Annotated in this window: 20 protein-coding genes; 12 read left to right on the plus strand and 8 right to left on the minus strand. The window is 63.5% G+C overall.

Going from position 1 to position 19,691, the window contains the following annotated elements; translation table 11 throughout:
* Positions 1 to 5 precede the first annotated feature (5 nt).
* The 7 genes from RHA1_RS44215 to RHA1_RS44245 are packed head-to-tail and all read right to left on the minus strand — an operon-like array spanning position 6 to position 5,105.
* Positions 6 to 647: a 3,4-dihydroxy-2-butanone-4-phosphate synthase gene (locus RHA1_RS44215; RefSeq protein ID WP_011600579.1), complete on the minus strand. Its 642-nt coding sequence runs from the start codon at positions 645 to 647 to the stop codon at positions 6 to 8.
* A gap of 12 nt (positions 648 to 659) precedes the next feature.
* A complete protein-coding gene (locus RHA1_RS44220) occupies positions 660 to 1,031 on the minus strand; it encodes a Dabb family protein (protein ID WP_011600580.1) in 372 nt (123 codons plus the stop codon).
* 14 nt (positions 1,032 to 1,045) lie between these two features.
* Positions 1,046 to 2,140: a maleylacetate reductase gene (locus RHA1_RS44225; protein WP_011600581.1), complete on the minus strand. Its 1,095-nt coding sequence runs from the start codon at positions 2,138 to 2,140 to the stop codon at positions 1,046 to 1,048.
* Positions 2,130 to 3,029: a dioxygenase family protein gene (locus RHA1_RS44230; RefSeq protein WP_011600582.1), complete on the minus strand. Its 900-nt coding sequence runs from the start codon at positions 3,027 to 3,029 to the stop codon at positions 2,130 to 2,132. The genes RHA1_RS44225 and RHA1_RS44230 overlap by 11 nt, the downstream gene beginning before the upstream one ends.
* Complete coding sequence (locus RHA1_RS44235; RefSeq protein WP_011600583.1) at positions 3,026 to 3,319, minus strand: antibiotic biosynthesis monooxygenase family protein; 294 nt, start codon at positions 3,317 to 3,319, stop codon at positions 3,026 to 3,028. Before RHA1_RS44235 ends, RHA1_RS44230 begins: the two co-directional genes overlap by 4 nt.
* A gap of 41 nt (positions 3,320 to 3,360) precedes the next feature.
* Positions 3,361 to 3,879 (minus strand): flavin reductase family protein, encoded by a 519-nt coding sequence (locus RHA1_RS44240; protein WP_011600584.1) that lies wholly within the window; start codon positions 3,877 to 3,879, stop codon positions 3,361 to 3,363.
* Positions 3,880 to 3,881: 2 nt separating this feature from the next.
* Positions 3,882 to 5,105, minus strand: coding sequence for an acyl-CoA dehydrogenase family protein (locus RHA1_RS44245; protein ID WP_011600585.1), 1,224 nt, complete (start codon positions 5,103 to 5,105; stop codon positions 3,882 to 3,884).
* A 171-nt stretch (positions 5,106 to 5,276) separates the two neighbouring features.
* On the opposite strand from RHA1_RS44245, the gene RHA1_RS44250 reads away from it, so the two are divergent.
* The 12 genes from RHA1_RS44250 (at position 5,277) to hemQ (ending at position 17,942) form a co-directional block, all read left to right on the plus strand.
* Complete coding sequence (locus tag RHA1_RS44250) at positions 5,277 to 6,335, plus strand: AraC family transcriptional regulator (protein ID WP_011600586.1); 1,059 nt, start codon at positions 5,277 to 5,279, stop codon at positions 6,333 to 6,335.
* A 313-nt stretch (positions 6,336 to 6,648) separates the two neighbouring features.
* Positions 6,649 to 6,945, plus strand: coding sequence for a WhiB family transcriptional regulator (locus RHA1_RS48855; RefSeq protein WP_237727135.1), 297 nt, complete (start codon positions 6,649 to 6,651; stop codon positions 6,943 to 6,945).
* 108 nt (positions 6,946 to 7,053) lie between these two features.
* Positions 7,054 to 8,268, plus strand: a complete 1,215-nt coding sequence (locus RHA1_RS44255) for an NAD(P)-dependent malic enzyme (RefSeq protein ID WP_011600588.1) — start codon at positions 7,054 to 7,056, stop codon at positions 8,266 to 8,268.
* A gap of 626 nt (positions 8,269 to 8,894) precedes the next feature.
* Entirely contained in the window at positions 8,895 to 9,839 is a 945-nt protein-coding gene (locus RHA1_RS44260; RefSeq protein ID WP_237727150.1) for a helix-turn-helix domain-containing protein, read from the plus strand.
* Positions 9,840 to 10,786: 947 nt separating this feature from the next.
* Entirely contained in the window at positions 10,787 to 11,758 is a 972-nt protein-coding gene (locus tag RHA1_RS44270; protein ID WP_011600591.1) for a PDR/VanB family oxidoreductase, read from the plus strand.
* 78 nt (positions 11,759 to 11,836) lie between these two features.
* On the plus strand, positions 11,837 to 13,156 hold the full coding sequence (locus RHA1_RS44275; protein WP_011600592.1) for a cytochrome P450: 1,320 nt from the start codon (positions 11,837 to 11,839) through the stop codon (positions 13,154 to 13,156).
* A gap of 599 nt (positions 13,157 to 13,755) precedes the next feature.
* A complete protein-coding gene (locus RHA1_RS44280; protein ID WP_011600593.1) occupies positions 13,756 to 14,061 on the plus strand; it encodes an EthD family reductase in 306 nt (101 codons plus the stop codon).
* A gap of 351 nt (positions 14,062 to 14,412) precedes the next feature.
* Positions 14,413 to 15,429: a hypothetical protein gene (locus RHA1_RS44285; protein ID WP_237727136.1), complete on the plus strand. Its 1,017-nt coding sequence runs from the start codon at positions 14,413 to 14,415 to the stop codon at positions 15,427 to 15,429.
* Positions 15,430 to 15,655: 226 nt separating this feature from the next.
* Positions 15,656 to 16,069, plus strand: a complete 414-nt coding sequence (locus RHA1_RS44290; protein WP_011600595.1) for an SCP2 sterol-binding domain-containing protein — start codon at positions 15,656 to 15,658, stop codon at positions 16,067 to 16,069.
* Positions 16,070 to 16,152: 83 nt separating this feature from the next.
* Positions 16,153 to 16,602 (plus strand): hypothetical protein, encoded by a 450-nt coding sequence (locus tag RHA1_RS44295; RefSeq protein WP_011600596.1) that lies wholly within the window; start codon positions 16,153 to 16,155, stop codon positions 16,600 to 16,602.
* Between the two features lie 274 nt (positions 16,603 to 16,876).
* Positions 16,877 to 17,113: a hypothetical protein gene (locus RHA1_RS44300; protein ID WP_011600597.1), complete on the plus strand. Its 237-nt coding sequence runs from the start codon at positions 16,877 to 16,879 to the stop codon at positions 17,111 to 17,113.
* 133 nt (positions 17,114 to 17,246) lie between these two features.
* Entirely contained in the window at positions 17,247 to 17,942 is a 696-nt protein-coding gene (gene hemQ, locus RHA1_RS44305; RefSeq protein WP_011600598.1) for a hydrogen peroxide-dependent heme synthase, read from the plus strand.
* Positions 17,943 to 18,008: 66 nt separating this feature from the next.
* On the opposite strand, the gene pgi is transcribed toward hemQ, so the two are convergent.
* Entirely contained in the window at positions 18,009 to 19,688 is a 1,680-nt protein-coding gene (pgi, locus tag RHA1_RS44310) for a glucose-6-phosphate isomerase (RefSeq protein WP_011600599.1), read from the minus strand.
* Positions 19,689 to 19,691: the final 3 nt, after the last annotated feature.

Consider the following 19,691-nt stretch of genomic DNA (forward strand, 5'->3'; position numbering starts at 1 on the left):
CTCAGTCAAGGATACGTCGCCCATACATCACCCATGCCGATACTCAGATGATGTGCGTCGGCGAACAGGAATGCCTCATTCCTGTCCGCCATGTCGTGGGGACGTGTGCTATCGACGAGATCGGCGAAGAGGAGACCGTTGCGACCGAAGTCCGCCAGCCGTAGGGCAAGGTGGGGAACGGGACACCGGCCGCGGTATCCGGGGTCGACGGCGACGACGACGAGATGGCCGGGCCGGGTCAGATCACCGGGTGGCGTGCGGAGGTCGGCAAGAGTACGTGCCGTGTGTGTTCGGTCGGCGGCCGATATTCCGGTGGTGACCCCGTAGGCTGCATCGACCCCGATGCACTGCCGGTAACCCACCCCCGGTGGTCCGGCAAACATGGTCGGGGCGGCGGGAAGGAGAAGCCGGTCGCACCGCGGAGCGGGCAGGGCAATCTGCAGGAAGCCGGACGTGTGGCGGATGACGAACGCGGTCTGCTCGACGGTGGCCGTGGCGGCCGAATAGGCCAGCATGGTTCGGTCTCCGTCACACAATACGATCGTCTCCCCGAGTGCGAGGCGAGAGACCGTCTCAGATAGGGCCGCGGCGGTTCCGGCCGGTCGACCGGACCTGCGGACGGGGGGTGCTTCGAGTTCGATGGTCATGATGCTCCACGCTTAGGTGTTGACCGGAGTGCTTGGGCTGAGAGGGAGTGAGCCGCTGAAAGCTGCTTGGGCGGAGATCCTTTCCCGGGCGTTCGGTGCGACGAGTTCGGCGATGATGGCCTGATGCTGCGCATCGCGGGCATAGGTCACGTAGTTGTCGCGATTGTCGAACAACGCGACGATGCCGAAGTCCGCAGTGTTTTCCCGCAACCCGAGATCGGGTCCGGCATGATAGAACAGCAGGCCGGGCACCGTGACCGCGTAGCTGTTCAAGGCGGCCGCGACCCGGACCCCGTGGTCCGGACCGACCCCGTCCTTCCAGCTGATGGTGACGCTGTGTACCACCGCACTCGGCGGAAGGGTGATGGTGGGGTGATCGCTCACATTCTGCTCCTTGCTCAGGACTGACTCGGGACGGGCATATCGGTCGACGGGTGCGGTGCGTGCCCGACAAGGGCGCGCTGCAACAGCACTCGAACGTCGTCTTCGGTGACGGGACGGGGATTGGCGTACGGACTCGCGGTGACCTGGCGTGCGACCTCGCCGATCTCGGTTGCGGAGAATCCGATATCGGCCAGGGCCGTCGGCATCGGCAGTGAGCGTTGCAGATTCCACAGTGCCGTCCACGGCTCGCCGTCACCGAAGACATCGGTCAACGCCACGACCATGTCGGCGGCGAACGGTGCGTTGAAGGCCAGCACGTGCGGCAGCACGATCGCGTGGGTGTGCGCGTGCGGCAGGTTGAATGTGCCGCCGAGAACATGACACAGCTTGTGGTGCAGCGACATCGTGGTGGTGCCCAGCACCGCCCCGCAGAGCCATGCGCCGTACAGTGCTTCGCCCCTCGACGGCAGGTCGTGGGGGTCGTCGACGACGCGTGGCAGGGCGGCGGCCAAGGCCCGGGCCCCTTCACGGGCCATCAGGGACACGATGGGGGAGCGATCGGGGGCATACAGCCCCTCCACGGCGTGGGCGATGGCATTCATCCCACTCGCGACCGAAATGTCCACCGGCAGGTCGGTGGACAGGGCCGGGTCGTAGACCACCGCCCGGGGAAGGACAGCCTGGTCCCGGCCGGTGCGTTTGATCCGGTTGTCGGTAATTCCCCAGACCGGGGTCATCTCCGACCCCGCATACGTGGTCGGGACAGCGATGATTGGTAAGCCCGTGCGCAAGGCAAGGGCTTTCGCCAACCCGATCGCGGAGCCGCCTCCCACCGCGATGTAGCCGTCGGCGTCCAGGTCCCCGCTGACCTGGACGCACCGGTCGACGACCTCGACCGGAACATGCATCACGGCCTCGGCGAGCACCCCGACGACCGCCTCGCCGACAATCCGGGTCACGGCCGCGACGACCGGTTTGGGTCCGGGGGTGGAGATGATCACCGCCCTGCGGATCCCCAGATGCTCGACCTCGGCGGCGAGTGGCTCGAGTCCGCGTCCGAACACCACACGCATCGGCAGAGCGGTGTAGGAGAAGGGGTCAGGGAGCATCGGTGCCCCCAGGCGCGGCGGGGGCCAGCACCAAATCGACTGTGGCCAAAGGGGAGCCGATCTCGACCCCGAACTGTGCCGCGTGCTCGGCATCGGCTGTGCCCATGTCCCCGACGAGGGAGTGTTTGACCGCGAAGACGGCATCGGAGTCCAGGTATGGGCTGCCGGGCATGAAGATGTGGGTGGTCAGCGGGCGGTGCTGGGGGGCCGCGGCGATGAAGTGAATGTGCGCCGGCCGGTACGGATGCCGGCCGGTGGCGTGGAGCAGTTCCCCCACGGGCCCATCGGTGGGAATGGGGTAGTGGCTCGGAGTCACGGTGCGGAACCAGAACCGTCCCTGCTGGTCTGTGGTGAACAGGCCGCGCCCGTTGCCGGCCGGCTGGAGATCGGGTTGCTGGACGTCGTAGAAGCCCTCCTCGTTGCACTGCCACACATCGACCGTGGCGTGCGGGAGAGGTTCCCCCTGCGTGCTGCGCACTGTTCCCGTCACCAGTAGGTGCTGCGGGGCACCGACCTCATCGATGGTGTCACCGAGTTGTCGGGCCGGGGATTCGGTCATGTGGAAGGGGCCGAGCACGGTGCTGTCCGTCGCGCCGGGTGCCTGCTGATCGTTGATCGTTTCGACGAGCATCGAGACGCCGAGGACGTCGGAGAGCAGGACGAATTCCTGCCGTACCGGGTCGCATTTTTTCCCGACCGCGGTCAGGAACTCGATCGCGGTTTCCCACTCGGGGAGGGACGGCTCGATTTCTCGGACGAAGTTGTGCAGGTGGCGCACCAGGGCCGTCACGATGGCCTTGGTCCGGACATTGGGGGTGCCGTCGAACGACCGGATCACTTCATCGGTGAGGGTCGCGATGTCGACGTCGCCGGTGTGCGTCGATGTCATATCGTGGTGTCCTCGAAGTGGATGACGTGGGGGATCTTGACGAAGTAGTGGCCGATCGCCTCACCGAGCAACTTCCCGTTCGTCGACGACGCGAACACTTCGGTGTGGGCTTCGACGGAGTCCCAGCCGACGCGCAGCAAATAGAGACCAGGATGGTCTACACTGCGCACGAGCTCGACAGTCTTGCCGCCGTTGGCGTCGAGAAGGTACTTCTTCGCCCGAGCGAAGGCCTCTTCGAACTCGGCGCTCTTGTCGGCATCGGTTGTGACGTAGGCGTGTTCGTAGATCATGGCTGCTCCGTAACTATCATGGCGGGTGGCCTCGGCGGCACTCAGGCGCTGACGAGGTGGTCGAGGTTGAGGAAGGTGCCCTGGTGGTACACCAGCGGCAGTTCCTCGCGCAGAACGTGCAGCTTGCTCACCTCGCCCACGACCTGGAGGTGGTCACCGAGCAAGCGGCTGGAGTGCTTGACGCATTCGAAGACAACCGACGCCTCGGCGAGAATCGGGTCGCCGTTGTCCGAGGGAGTCCACTCGACGCCGGCGAAGCGGTCGACTCCCTTGCCGGAGAAGGATCGGCACCGTTCGCCGCCGCCGTGGCCGAGGATGTTGATAGCGAAGGTATCCGAGTCTTCCATCCGCGGCCACGTGGTCGACTGCGTGTCCACGAAAAAGGTGACCAGCGCCGGCTCGAGCGACACGGATGTGAACGACCCGACGGTCAAGCCGACCGGATTACCATCGGAGGTGGTGGCCACGATGGCAACCGGTGTGGGCACGTGCCGCATGGAGCGGCGGAACATCATCGGATCAATCTGTGCCGGCGCGACTCGGGAAGTGTTCTGGTTCATCGCTATACATCCATCGTGAGTGCGTCGTCCGCGCCGATCAACAGGCGCCCGTAGACCTCTTTGCCGACCTCGGGGGTGACGTAGGCGTGCCGCCCCGCGATCTCTGCATCGCGCCAGATCTGGTTGAGGACGTTCGCGTCGGCGAACGAGCCGGCCCCGTTGGTGGTCATCAGGATGTCGATCCCGTCCTTGACGAGCTCCGCGATGATCCCGGTGTTGTTCCGGATCCGCCCGCGGGTGATCAGGTCGGGCAACTCACCACGTGCGGCGGCGTTGTCGATGTCGGCGGTGGCCTGCTGCATCAGGAGCTCGGCCATGTTGAACTTCGTTGCGGCCGCCGCCACGCCGAGCTGATGCGTCGGCGAGTTCTTCGCCGCCGTGTACCTGGTGTAGGCCACCCGCTTGTTCGGCAGTTTCTCCAGTGTCAGCTCCATCGCATGCCGAGCCAGACCGAGCTGCGCGCCGACGAGAATCAGCGCGGCGACCGGGATGAACGCCATGTTGGAGTTGCGTTCGGTGCTCTTGTACGGGGTGGCGAAGTCCGCCTCGCGCATTGCGACGAACCGCTGAATTCGGTGGTCCGGGACGAAGTGGTCTTCCACGACGATGGTGTCACTGCCCGATCCCTTCATCCCCGCCACGAACCAGGTCGGCTTAATCGTCCACGCATCCTTGGGGATGAGCGCGAGCGCACGCGGGTCCTCGCCTTCCTCGACGTCGAGGGCGATACCCAGGGTGCCCCAGTCCGCGGCGAACGATCCGGACGAATACGGCCACTGGCCACTGACGATGTAACCGCCTTCGACCCGCTCGGCCTTGCTACCGGGCGTGAAGATGCCGCAGCATTTGGCGTCGGGATTCGCGCCGAACACGTCGTCTTGCGCCTGCTGCGAGAACGTGGTGCCGAACCAGGTGCACACGTTGAGCAGTGCGACCGCCCATGCCGTGGAACCGTCGCCCTTCGCGACCTCGGCGACCGTCTCCATCGCGGTCCGAAGGTTTTCCTCGTAGCCGCCGTAGCGGCGGGGCACGAACAGCTTGAACAGGCCCTCGGCCTCCAGCGCGGCCATCACCTCCGGCGCGGCACGCCGGTCAGCGGACCCCTGGTCGGCGTACTGGCGGATCAGCGGGATGAGCGCGGTCGCCTTGCCGATGACCTCCCGGTTCGGACGCGAGGCGTCGACGTCGGCGGTCTCCGTGCTGGTGGGTTCGAGCGTCTGAGTCATCGAAGGTCTCCTCTACACTGATGAATGTGACCGGTGCCACGTTGTTATCGAAGATAATGAGCAATCGCGGCCGTCGAAATCCTCATAACGCGATCGCGTATCCACTTCGCGACTTTCTTCCGTAATCGAGGACTTCGGCAGGGCGCAGCACCGTTAGTGAAGAGGTCCACAATGAAGCACAACGAGACAGCACACACTGGGCGGCAACAGAGATCGGATGCCGAGGTGGCGGCGATCCCCAAGATCGGGGAAAGCAGCATCCTCTGCGTCACCAACGACTTGGATGAGTTCCGAGCCAGCCTGAACACCGTCTTCTACCCCGCCGATATCGGTTTCGTCGGGAGTCGAACGCGGGTGTCGAGCGCCGAACTCTCCGCCGTCCGGCTGAATTACCTCACCATCGGCCGCGCCAGGTTCGGCAGTGAAGCGCGAGTCGATCCCGGGGATCTCGGCACCTACCACGTCAATGTTCCGCTCGAAGGTTCAGTGGTTTCGGTGTGCGGTTCCCAGCAGATGACCGCCACACCGCAACACGCCGCGGTCTTCAGCCCGAACGAGCACACAATCTTGCCGCGGTGGGATGCCGACGCCACTCAAATCTGCATCAAGATCGACCGGGCGGGCCTGCAGGGGGAGTTGGCGCAACTACTCGGGCGCCCGATCGACCAGCGGATCCGCTTCGACCTCGCCCTCGATCTGACGACCCCCGCCGGCGCCCGATGGCTGTCTCTGCTCAATCTCCTGCTCTCCACCCTCGACGACCCCGGCCTCGTCCCGACCCCCGGCCTCGCCGCCCACGTGAACTACCTCGAGCGGGCCCTCATCGCGGGTCTGCTCGTCCACCACACCCATTCGATGAGCGCCGAACTGAACGCACCCCAGCCGGTCCGCAGCCCCCACGCCGTGCAAAAGGTCCTCGACCAGTTCGAGTCCGTCCCCGGCGCCCAATACACCATCGGCGATCTTGCCGCCATCGCCGGAATAGGTGCCCGTCAGCTGCAGAAACTCTTCCAGGACCAGTTCGGAATGCCCCCATCGGTCTACCTACGACACCTCCGCCTCGACGGTGTCCGACACGACCTCCTCCTCGGCGACGAGAACACCACCGTCGGTCACACCGCCTTCAAATGGGGCTTCAATCACCTGGGCCGATTCGCCAACAGTTACGAGGACAAGTTCGGAGAATCGCCGTCTCACACGCTGCGTGCGGCGATCAGGAAAACACATTGAGCGCGGTGCTCGGGTCCGGCTTGATCGTCTTCTCAGGTGAACACGGGGCCTGTGTGCACGCACCGGCCACGACGACCGCTGGCCGATGCAGCTGGGGATGGCGTCCGATTCGCAAAGTGGACGAACCGCCTCGCGAAGTGGATTTCCACGGACCAGTCTGTAGCCTATCGTCACATTCGATGACGAACACACCACGGCCGGACTGAGAATCAGTCGGACCGGCCGGACCGACCTGCAGGGGCGCTCCACCTTCCGTCCGGCCGCCGATTCCACCTGTGTCGGAAAGTAAATGGCCGGCGCCCGGGAGATGCCGATGGAACAGACACCACGAAGTGCCGTGACGCTGGCACCCACCCTGGACACATGGTCTTGGCAGCTGCGTGCTCGATGCCGATCGATGGACACCGAGTTCTTCTTCCCTCGGGTGGGAGAACCACACGGAGCACGCGTGCGCCGAGAACGGGCAGCCAAGACCATCTGCAGTATGTGTCCTGTGCAAGAGAACTGTCGCGAGCACGCGCTCGCGACAGGAGAGTACGGAGTGTGGGGCGGTACGTCGGACACCGATCGGCGACGAACACGGCCGGCGCCCGTTTTGCGGAAACACTGAGATCTTGCCCCATTGCAGGCGGACGAGCACCACTGTCCACGACGGAACAAGTGCCCATGTTCCCACTGCTCGATCGCCCGAAGAGTCCACACCGAGGAGAAACCGCAAATGGCGCCAGACACCGCTCAGATAGAAACGCTTCAGGAACCGTTGACCGACGAGGAAATCTTCTCCGCGCATCTGGGCGGCAAACTCGCTGTCCAGGCGGTCGTCCCCCTGGCCTCCCGGCGCGATCTGTCGATCGCCTACACCCCAGGTGTCGCCCAGGTGAGCCGTGCCATCGCCGCCGATCCGCAACTGGCACAGCAGTACACGTGGACCAACCGGCTTGTGGTGGTGGTCAGCGACGGCAGCGCCGTGCTCGGCTTGGGGAACATCGGAGCCCGCGCGTCGCTGCCCGTGATGGAGGGCAAGAGCGCTTTGTTCAAGCAATTCGCCGACCTGAACTCCATCCCCCTGGTCCTCGATACCACCGACCCCGACGAGATCGTCGAGACCCTGGTCCGACTGCGACACAGTTTCGGTGCCGTGAACCTCGAGGACATCGCGGCGCCGCGCTGCTTCGAGATAGAAGAACGCGTCATCGCCGCCCTCGACTGCCCGGTCATGCATGACGATCAGCATGGAACCGCCATTGTCGTACTCGCCGCGCTGATCAGTGCGGCGCGCCTACAGAATCGTGATATTCAGTCCCTCCGAACGGTCATCTCCGGTGCGGGTGCGGCAGGTGTGGCGTGCGCGAAAATGCTTCTCGCGCGCGGAATCTCGAACGTGACAGTGACCGACTCCGTGGGCATCGTCCATTCCCTGCGGGATGATCTGAACGCGTACAAAGCCGGCCTCGCGGCGTGTACGAACCCGGAGGGGCGAACCGGTGGTCTCGCCGAGGCGCTCGTCGGCGCCGATGTCTTCATCGGGGTGTCCTCCGGGGCGGTAGCCGAGGAGCTGATAGCCACCATGGCACCGGAATCGATCGTGTTCGCACTGTCGAATCCGGAACCGGAAATCCATCCCGACGTGGCGATCAACCATGCCGCAATCGTCGCCACCGGGCGAAGTGATTTTCCCAATCAGATCAACAACGTGCTGGCCTTCCCCGGCGTGTTTCAAGGAGCTCTGGACGTGGGAGCCACCACGATCACCGAAGGTATGAAGCTCGCGGCAGCGAATGCGATTGCCTCGGTGGTCCTTCCCGATATCGGTGTCGACCACATCGTGCCCAGTCCGCTGGACCCCACAGTGGCGCCAGCCGTGGCCGCGGCCGTCGCTGAGGCAGCGATTGCCGAGGGTGTGGCGGCAGCGCCGCTTACTCCGTCGCGGTAGGTCTTCGAATCGGACCATCGATGAGGACCGGCGGCACGAACGGGCGACGGGTGGGTATGACCGGCGGCCTCCCTCCCGGCGAGCGGCGGCCACGGGGCCGCCGAGATACGTTCGGACCCTTCGTGCACCCTCAGCCCCCGAAATGAGCGACCGAACCTGAAAGGGATGACAGTTGAACGCACCGTCCGATCCGATCGTTGACGAGCTTTCCGCCACGGGCCCGCTGCCACGCGGCACGGCCACGACGCCCTCGCCCTGGTGGACCTGACCACCGCTGGCCGATCTCCACGCCGGCCACCGTGCAGGCACCGACGTGACGTGTCCGGGCCGCTTTCGCCGGATTCCGGCGGCTGATCCGGCAGCGAGCTGCCCGTGCCTACCTCTCCAGGGTCGGGGAACCCGCTGCACAACGGCCCGAAAGGCCCTTTGATCTAGAATAGTGACAGAGAAGTTAGTCTTCGCACCAACTGCGTGTGCCGGTGCGTGCGTATGGCGAACACCACGGAGGTGGTCTTGCTTCAGGCGGTCGTCAGGAGACCCTCGCCGACCAGTGAAAGGCGATCAGAATGACTGCGTCGTACATTTCTCGGCGCAACCATTCAGACTCCAAGCCGGTACTCCTGCATATGCACAGCGGGGATGTCGACGAGGCAACCGCGGCGGTGAGCGACGTGTTCCACCCACACGAGCTCACCCGTGTCGGAGCGGTAGCCCGGTTCGAAGCAGATCTGCAAGCCGTCACGACCGCCTCGATGGTGACCGGCCAAGTGCGATACAACAGCAACAGCGACCTCTTCTGCCCGTCGATCGATGGCTACCACGTCAACATCCCGTTGTCGGGCGGATTGGTGTCGGTCTCCCGCGGTGAGCGCAGCCTCGTCGAGGAAAGCAATGCGGTGGTGTATCAGACGGGTTCTGACGCCCGAATACTGACTCCGCCGAACAGTCAGCTGAACATGTTCGGGATGAAGCTCGCCCGCGCGGCCGTGCACACTGCGATCGAGGATCTCCTTGATCGACCCATCTCCGAACCCATTCGGATGCACGGCAAACTGGACCTCACGGGTGCCGACGGGCAGGCGTGGCGCACCCTGGTGCTGAATACCTATCACAGTCAGCTCGCGGGATCGATGATGGCCAGACCGTTGCTGGCAGAGCCATTGACATACGCGATCGTGGCGGGACTGCTGTCCCTGACCGAGCATCAGTTTTCGGAGGATTTGGCGAGGCCGGCGGCCGTGACCGCGCCCGCCACCATCCAGCACGCGATCGAATTCATCAACTCGCACGCGATGTTGCCCCTCACACCGCCTGACATTGCCCGAGAAGTAGGTGTGAGCATTCGCGCGCTGCAGCGCGGCTTCCGGGAATTCGTGCACGCGTCTCCAATGGAATACATCCGCAACGTCCGGATGCACAAGGCGCATGACGACCTGGTGCGTGCGCAACCCGACACCGACACCGTCTCAGTGATCGCTGGTCGGTGGGGTTTCTACCACTATGGACGGTTTTCGCAGGACTACCGACGGATGTTTGGAGTCAGCCCATCCGAGACCTTGCGCTCGAGCTGACGTCGGTTCCTCGCTCAGACTGCTACCAGTCCGTTTCCTGGCCCAGCCCACGGAAGGCAGCCGGGCCACCGGAGTGGACAACCGTGGCCCGGAGAAGGACAGAACCTACCGCCGCTCGATCTCGACATCAATGTCCACTGCTGCGGCTCTCCAGTACGGCTCCCGCGAACCCCCGCGATCATCACCGAGTGACGAAAGTGAACCGACCCGAAGATCGCACACAGAAAGCCCACCGGCCGATCACTCCACCCCCGGCCGTACCGCACCACAGGTGCACAAGACGATCGACATGAAGAGCACAGGCACGCCTTCTTCACCTGGACCGCAGGACACGTCGAACGCTGACAGGCACTGACGCCAGCCGGCGAGCCTGGTGAACCCCACCACCACCCCCGAATGACGGTGGGGCAGAAACCGGGCAGACTTTTCGCGCACCGCGCCCTCGCCGCCGACGAGGAGAACCAGTTTGCCGCTGCAGACCGGGAAACCCACAGGTGATCGGCGGCACCACCCTGCCGCCGGGTCAGGCATCCGGTCTGCATCTCGGGTCGGTCGTCGAGCGTTGTCCCAAGTCGGTGGCGTCCACCGTCCTGTGTGCCCAGAAGAGTCGGTTGAGGATGGTTGGTCGTGCAGTTCGCCCTCCGGCCGGACCTCCCACGCTCGCTCACATCTGTCGTGTGGCCGACCGGAATGGTGCAACACCATCGCCTGTGGAGCCTGCTCCGCGCATGCCTGAACTCGTCGGAGAGCGGAATGGTCGAAACCGTGTCGCTACACGGACAGTTCGTGGCGCCCGGTGGATAGCGATGCGAGACGCAACTTCGTAGCTTAGATGTGAGGCCGAACACAGTGCCGACCTCCCCGGGGCAGGCGATCCGCCTCGCCGGCCCACTCACGATCGTCGTCACGAGACGATTCGCCCGCTTTCAAGCCCTATGGAGGGTGCTATGTCCACCGACGTATCCGATTCGGCAACAGTCTTGAATCTGATCGTGGATGAAGTCCGCAGAGAATGCGACGACGTGCTCACCTTGAGCCTGATCGACAGCGCTGGACAGGATCTTCCTACCTGGGAAGCCGGCGCACACATCGACCTTCACCTGCCAGGCAATTTAGCGCGACAGTACTCGCTGCACAGCGATCCGGGCGATCGAGCCCGATACGAGGTGGCGATCCTGCGCGATCCAAACAGCCGCGGAGGCTCCCAGTACATTCACGAGGAGGTCAGGAAGGGAGCAATGCTTCCGACATCGACTCCTCGTAACAACTTTCCGCTGCAACCGGCCGACGAGTATCTGTTCGTGGCCGGTGGAATCGGCATCACCCCGATGCTTCCCATGATGCAGGCCGCCGCAGAGATGAACCGCCCGGCGCGGCTGATCTACGCTGGTCGTTCCCGCACCACGATGGCGTTCGTCGAGCAACTCGCCGAGCAGGAGAATGTTCAGTTGTGTGTGTCTGATGAAGGCACACGTGCACATGTCGCCGACCTTCTCGGCCCGCACCTTGGGCCGGACGTTCACATCTACAGCTGCGGCCCGGAGCGGCTCCTCGAGGCCGTCACTGCCCGGGCCGCCGAGGTCGGGTTGTCGAAGCAGTTGCACGTCGAGCGCTTCTCCGGAACAGCCGTCGATCTCGATCCCGACGTCGAGAAGTCCTTCGACGTTGAACTCTCCAGGTCAGGCCGCATACTGACGGTCGCCCCAGACCAGACCATCCTCGATGCTGTCCTCGCATGTGGCATCAAGGTAGCGAACAGCTGCGCAGAAGGAGTCTGCGGGTCTTGTGAGACAACGGTTCTCGAAGGAGAAGTGGACCATCGAGATCAGATCCTCGACGAGGATGAACAAGCAGAGAACGACGTCATGATGATCTGCTGCTCGCGATCTCGGACGCCCCGGCTGATCCTCGATTTGTAGCGGGTATCGCCGTCCCAGAATCCACGGTTCGCCTCAGCCCGGCGTTCCCCGGCCCCATCAACACACAGGAGAATAGACATGACCGAAACCAGCGCGGAGCCTCACCGTTCACAGGGGGCGGGTAAGTGCCCGGTGAGTCACATCGCTGCCGAGTTCAATCCCTTCGCCGACGATTATTTGCAGGATCCGTACGCCGTGTTCACCCGAGCACGCGCAGAAGAACCAGTCTTCTTCAGTCCGTCACTCGGCTATTGGGTCGTCTCCCGTCATGAGGATGTTCGGCAGGTCTTCCAGGACCCCGCCTTCTCTGCATCGATATCCATCACACCCCTGAAAGAACTGTGTCCCGCGGCCGTGGACGAGTTGGTCAAGGCCGAGATGGTGATGGGTCCCAGCCTCGTCAACGAAGATCCCCCACTCCATACGAAGCGGCGACGGCTGATCCAGAAGGCAATGATCAGCCCCGCTCGAATCGAAGCGGTCACACCCCGCATCCGCGCGCTGACGACCTCCTACATCGACGGCTTTGTCCGTCGGGGCCACGCGGACCTTGTCGCGGACTTCGCGTGGGAGATCCCGGCTCTGGTCGCATTCGCATTGATGGGTGTCCCCGATGAAGACGTGGAGCGCGCCAAGGAATTCGCCGGTCGACTCGCGCTGTTCACCTGGGGCTACCCCTCGGAAGAGGAGCAACGGAAACTCGCAGCCGGCATGGGACAGTATTGGATCTACGCGAAGGAGCATGTGAAGCGGAGGCTCGAGGACCCCACCGACGACTACATCAGCAATCTCATCGCGGCCTGGCGCAAACCGGGCAACGAGGACTTGTTCGACGAGAACTACCTCGTGACCACGATGATGAACTTCTTGTTCGCCGGGCACGAGACAACGACGAATGCGACGGCCAACGGTCTGCGGGCGCTGCTCGAGCATCGTGACCAATGGGCAGCGCTGTGCGCCGACCCTTCGCTCGTGCCGGGTGCGGTCGAGGAGATTCTGCGGTTCAGTTCCTCAGTCGTCGCCTGGCGGCGAGAAGCCACCGAGGACACCCACATCGGCGACGTGCCGATCCCGGCGCAGGCCAAGGTGTTGGTCCTCACCGGCTCCGCGAACCACGACGAGGAGGTGTTCCCCGAGCCGGAGCGTTTCGACATCACTCGTACAAACGCCGACGAACACTTGGCCTTCGGTTTCGGCCGTCACCTGTGTCTGGGTGCGCCACTAGCGCGTATTGAGATGGGGATCTTCCTGGAGGAGCTTACTCGGCGGCTGCCCCACATGCAGCTGGCCGAAGGTCAGACATTCACGTACTCGCCCAACACTTCCTTCCGGGGTCCGGACCACCTCTTCGTAGGGTGGGATCCGAGCCAAAATCCAGTGCCTGAGGACCGGCCCTAGCCGAACGCGGGTTCCCCCGAAGCGTGCGCCGTCCGAGGATTCAGCGACGCCGCTGTCGGAGCGAACTCCTCACCTTCGCCAGCATCGTCAGGATCGTCAAGGGCAGTGAGAGCGGGCAGTATTACGTGACGAAATGCCAGGTGACCCTCTAATGAACGAGGTTGTGCCGCTTCCTCTCAAAGGCACTCGTGCGAGTGGCATCCTCCGGCACGAAAAGAGCCACTGCGATACTTCCCGCGAGTCGGCGGCAACAATCACTTGTGTTCGTGGCTCACGTCTTACAACGCCTTTGCAAGTTGGCAACTAGAGGACGACACAGTGAATCCGCGCCAATCTCGGATCTGCATCCGCGAGCGGTCGGGAAACGCAGCGATCGTGCCTCGATTCGGGCGTCACAACTATTTGGGCGTCACAACCAAATATGTCCCCAGCGACGAGAACTCGGGCTAGCCGCAGAAGCAGTGGTTCGCCGACCTAGCCGCCATGGGGGAACGCAGCGACGACTTGTTCCTCGATGCGTGCCTGCCTCGATATATCCCAGCACAACACAATCCTCCATGTCCCTTCGTACTTTCATCACCGACCATGAGGAAGAAGCCATGTACACACTGATGGTTCTCTACGGCCAACCGACAGACCCGGAAGCCTTTCGGACGTACTACGAGGACAATCACCTTCCTCTTGCCCGGAAATTGCCGGGCGTTCGCGCGATCCGCCACACGGTAGACATCGCCGCAGCCGACGGCGCCTCACCGTTCGTCGCGATCTTCGAGGCGGATTTCGACTCAGCAGAGGACATGGGCGCGGCCCTCGCGTCCCCCGAGGGTGCAGCTGCCCAGGCCGATGTACCCAACTTCGCCACCGGGGGAGTGCAGATCCTTCACTTCGAACCGAACGTGACGTAGCCGCTCGGCCGCATTCACAACACGGGGGTTTCTCCGCCATATATTGTTGGCGGAGAACCTCTTTCGCTTAGATTCGCGTTTCGAACGTGACCGTCGGGAAACGCAGAGGCAGTCCGTTGCGCCGCTCGACCGGCAGGTACCGCCACTCTCAGCGGAGGCTTCCGCGAGTTCGTGGTCGTCAACTACCCGGTCAGCGGCGGACGGGTGCAGCAATCCGGTAACACGCCAACCGACACGGTCGGTCCTTACACCCGCACACGGCCCCCGAGCACGTGAACGCTGTTACGTGCTCGCAGAATCGACCAAGGAGTATAAGCAATGCCGGCTAGAAGAACCGCCATACTCGCCGTCGTGGCAACGATCGGTGCAGTGCTAGTTATCTTTCCCCTCGTCACCGGAATGTTGAGCAAGACTCAGGGCGTGGAGAATCTCACGGGCAACCTGCGTTCGAGCTTCGAGCCGGCGGCGTTGACCCAAACGCGGGCTGACATGGACACCGTGCAAGCGATGTCGGATCAGCTCCAAGGGCAGACGTTGCGGGCGTTGCCGAGCGCGTTGGGGATGAGCCCAGAACAGTTCCAGGACTTCATGGGTCAAAACTTTCCCGATGTTGCCAGCGGTATCGGCCAGCTCAACACTATTTTGCCGAAGTTTGAGGGGCTCGTAGGTGGACTGGAAGCCCAGGCCTCCAACTTCCGCAGCGCCGATCAAGTTCCCACGAATTTCCTGCCCAGTACCGTGGTGCCTTACCTGTTCTTGATCCCCGGTGCAGTGCTGTTAGTGCTTGCCGCCGGCGCGTTGGTACTCGGGCGCGAGAAGCCGGAGCGCGGCGTCTCCAGGGCCGCCCTCCTGGTCAGTATCGTGGTAGGTCTGGTGTTCATCATTGCGCCGCTCGCGTTGTCTGTGCCGGCGAAGGCGAAAGCAGTCGACGACCTCACCGCTGCTTTCGGTCCCGTCTTCACCGACCAGGGCGCCGCTGAGGTTCGGTCAGACTTCACCGTCATCGAGAAGATGTCCACACAGCTGGAAGCCGACACCGTGCCGGCCCTGGCCGGGGCGCTGAAGATGGATCCCGCACAATTCCAAGCCTTCATGACCGAGAACTTCCCGGATGTTGCCACGGGCATGGCGCAGTTGAGCGAGATCCTTCCACGCTTTCAGGCACTCGTTGCCGGTATCGAGGGCAACGTCGACAACTTCCAGCAAGCGGCCAGTATTCCGACCGGCGGCCAGGACACCACCATGCTGATCTGGTGGTTCCTCGTTCCCGGAGTGGCACTCATTGCTCTCGGCGCCCTCGGGGTGACCGCGGGTGCAGGATCACGTCCCCGTCCCGCACCAAGGGAACGAACCCTGGAACGGGTCTGACGGTCGAGCACCCGAACACCAGCACCGCACGCTGGTCGAAAGACACAGCACTATTGCCGCGCAGAACTATCCCCGTCCGCAGAGTGCATGATCGACAACTCGCGGGCGCAGCCCGCGATGAACCAGAGCGACCCTGTCCGCGTCGGGGGATACGGACTGCGCACCCACCAACGGATGGTTGGCGCAGATCCGTGCCGGCCACAACGAAACAACGGAGATCGAATCCATGACCGACGCACTGAAGTTCTTCTCACAAGAGTGGTGCGACGCTGCCCACGTGGCCGTCAACGCGAATCCCGCCGTTTACCAAGGCTTCAAGGACCCGGCCACCTTCACCAACCGGATGGAGTTCGGTGTCACCGGCCGCGATGACCTGGTCTGCCACCTCGCATGGGATAGGGGCACTGTCGTGTCCTGGACTCCCCGCAAGTACGACGACCACGACCTGTGGATCAAGGTCACTGGCAGCCTCGAGACCTGGCAGCAGGCGGCGGCCGGGCAAGCCGAAGGCGGCACGCTGCTCATGGCGGGGCAGATCAAGTTCACCAAGGGGCCGATGTCCTCAGCCATCGAGAACGCCGGCGCGCTCAACAACTTCCTGCTGACCTGGGGGCAAGTGCCCACCGAATGGGCCGTCTGACCAGATACCGGTCAACTCGCGCGGGACTTACTGTCCGCAAGTCCCGCCCGGTCTTCTACGTCCCCGCACACGAAAGTGAATCCATGACAACCGTCGAATCCGGCTCGTACGAGATCACCTTGTACGACGACGACGCCAACGGCGTCGCGAACATTCTCGCCACTTTGCTCGAGCAGAACATTCAGATCCACCCCGACCGCATCGACATCGCCCGCCACATCACCCGTCCCGTCGCCGTGTTCAGCACGGACACCGACGCGTCGGCCACTATCATCTTCCGTTCCGACCACGCGGTGATCTGCAACGACATCGTGAACAAACCTGCCGTCGTGGTGTGGGCCACGGTGGGCCAGATCCTTGATGTCTCCCAACTGAAGATGAATGCCGGCGGCTTACTTCCCGTCGGATTTTTCACCCGACGCGGACTAACGGTGCTCAGCAACATCGTGACGGGACGCCTCGTAGTGAAAGGTCTACTGACCCACCCGGCGACCGCGCTGCGGATGATCGCCATGCTCTCTGTGGCCAGTTGACCTTCGTCGCAGGAGCCTCGCGCCACATGCAGCGGCGATCCGGCCCCGGAGCCGGGTTCCGTCCGAATCCGTCGGTCAGCAGTCCTTTGATGCGGCACCCGTCGGGTGGCCAGACGATTTGCGACCCCGCAACCGGGACGACCTCACCGCGGAACCGAACGACATCACCGGCCAGTCATCTGATGGTCTCGCCAGGTGACTGAGTAGGACCACCTCAGCCGGTTGCCGAGGACGTTCAGTGAGACTGCATAACTCCCGACACCACGGAGAACACATGGATTCCTATGATCAAGCATTGCTCGACTTCGCCCTCCAGTGGAGCGCCTACGGTGGTGGTGACTACTGCATCTTCACCGAGTTCGGCATACCGCCAGTGACCTTCTACGAACGCGTGCTGGGGATGGTGGAGAAGCGGTTCGCCTCCGGTCTCGACCTGCCCACGAAACAGCATCTCCAGGATCACTGCCTCGCGAAATTGTCGATTCTTCAAATATCCATGCCGACAGCATAATTCCTCCACATTTTCGTCGCGGACAACCGCGACCGGGCGGTCGCAAAACTCACCCGCCTCGACATCACCGAAGTACCCGACAACCGGAGTGCGCTACCCATCCGGCAGATCTACGGAAGGGCACGATAAACCCATGGCACGCCTCGACTTCGACGCATTGAACTCTGAAATCCGCTACCTCATGTTCTCGGTGTTCCAGGTGGAACCCGGTGTACTCGGGGACGACCGGGAAGCTGTGATCAAGGAAGCGCGGATCTTCTTCGAAGGTCAGGCCGACAACGGTGTCGTGGTGCGCGGGCTCTACGACGTGGCCGGCCTGCGAGCCGACGCCGACTTCATGATCTGGACGCACTCGGCGAGCATCGAAGCCCTCCAGGCGACCTACGCCGACTTCCGCCGCACCACCGCACTGGGCCGCGCGAGCAAGCCCGTGTGGAGCAACGTGGCGTGCCACCGGCCCGCCGAATTCAACAAGAGCCACATTCCGGCGTTCCTGGCCGGTGAGGACCCGGGCAACTACATCTGCGTGTACCCGTTCGTCCGCTCCTACGAGTGGTACCTGCTGCCCGACGAGGAGCGTCGCAAGATGCTCGCCGACCACGGTATGGCGGCCCGCACGTACAAGGACGTCCGCGCCAACACCGTGCCCTCGTTCGCGCTCGGCGACTACGAGTGGATTCTCGCGTTCGAGGCGCCCGAGCTGTACCGCATCGTCGACCTCATGCGCGACCTGCGTGCCACCGAGGCCCGCCTGCACGTCCGCGAGGAGGTGCCCTTCTTCACCGGCCCGTGGGTGGATGTGGAGAAGCTGATCACTGCTCTGCCGTGATCAGCGGCACCCGGCGACGGGAGGTAGACCGTCGGCCCACCTCCAGCATGTAGCGGCGAGGTCCACTCAGGGGCGCCCCACGGTGGCGGTGCCGTGCGCCCGCACCCCGTGGTACCAACGGATCATCGAGGCAGTCGAGGAGTCGAGATCCGAAGGCAGTGAACCATTTCCGGATGAGAGGGCCGGCTCCAACTCGAGGGCCTGAGTCTTTCCGAGTTCAACTCCCCACTGATCGAACGAGCCGATCCCGTAGATGATTCCTTCAACGAACACTTGATGTTCATACAGGGCGATCAGCTGCCCGAGCACCGATGGGGTCAGGCGTGGGGCCAATATTGTGGTTGAGGGCTGGTTACCGGGCATCGTCTTGTGGGCGATCAGATCGGGGGCGGTGTCTTCCCGTGTGAGCTCCTCGGGGGTCTTCCCGAAGGCGAGAACGCGCGATTGCGCGAACAGGTTGCTCATCAAGATGTTGTGCATGCTGCCTGCGCCGTCCGCCGCCGGAAGGTCGTGGGTGGGTTCGGCGAAGCCGATGAAATCCGCCGGCACTAGCCGTGTTCCCTGATGCAGCAGTTGGTAGAAGGCGTGCTGACCGTTGCTTCCCGGCTCGCCCCAGAACACTGCGCCGGTCGTGGTTCCGATGGGGCTACCGTCGGCCCGCACCGACTTGCCATTCGATTCCATGGCGAGTTGCTGCAGGTAAGCGGGGAACCGACCGAGATCGTTCGAGTACGGCAGAATCGCTCGTGTCTCGGCGCCGAAGAAGTTCGAATACCACACACCCAGCAGCGCGAGAATGGCCGGCGCATTGTCCTCGAGCGGTGTATCAGCGAAATGCCTATCGATGGTGTGGAAACCGTCCAAGAACTCCTCGAAGGAGTCCTTGCCTATCGCGACCATGACGGCGAGACCGACCGCGGAACCCACCGAGTACCTGCCACCGACCCAGTCCCAGAACCCGAACATGTTCTCGGTGTCGATCCCGAACGCCGCGACCCGTTCAGCATTGGTGGAGACGGCGACGAAGTGGCGAGCGACCGCCTGCTCACCCAACGCGGACGTCACCCACCGCCTGGCGTTGGCGGCGTTGGTGAGGGTTTCGAGGGTGGAGAAGGTTTTCGACGCGACGATGAACAAGGTGGTGGATGGATCGAGGTCGGCAAGGGTAGCCACCAGGTCGGACGGATCGACGTTCGAGATGAACCGGACCGAGATACCCGAGTCCGCGTAGTGCCGCAACGCGCGATACACCATGTGCGGTCCGAGGTCCGAGCCGCCGATCCCGATGTTGACCACTGTCATGATCGGGCGGCCGGTGGCTCCCCGCCACTCACCGCTGCGGAGCCGGTCGGAGAAAACGCCCATGCGAGCGAGAACGCGGTGAACATCGGCGACCACGTCATGGCCATCAACGCGCAGGCTGGCATGGGCGGGTAGACGGAGGGCGGTATGCAGGACGGCGCGGTCCTCGGAGGTATTGATCCGTTCTCCGCGGAACATTGCGTCGCGTCGCTCCTCCACACCCGCGGCGCGAGCGAGTTCGACCAGCAGTGCCAGGGTGTGGCGTGAGACGCGTTGTTTGCTGTAGTCGATGTACAGCTCACCTGCTGTGAGGGTGAGTTCGCGACCGCGTTCGGTGTCTGCGGCGAATAGCTCACGGATCGTCAGGGCCGAGGTTTCATCGCGATGGGCGTGCAGTTTCTGCCAGGCCGAGGTGGCTGTTATGTCTGAGTGCTGTGCGGTCATGTT

The organism is Rhodococcus jostii RHA1 (assembly GCF_000014565.1).
Taxonomy (GTDB): domain Bacteria; phylum Actinomycetota; class Actinomycetes; order Mycobacteriales; family Mycobacteriaceae; genus Rhodococcus_F; species Rhodococcus_F jostii_A.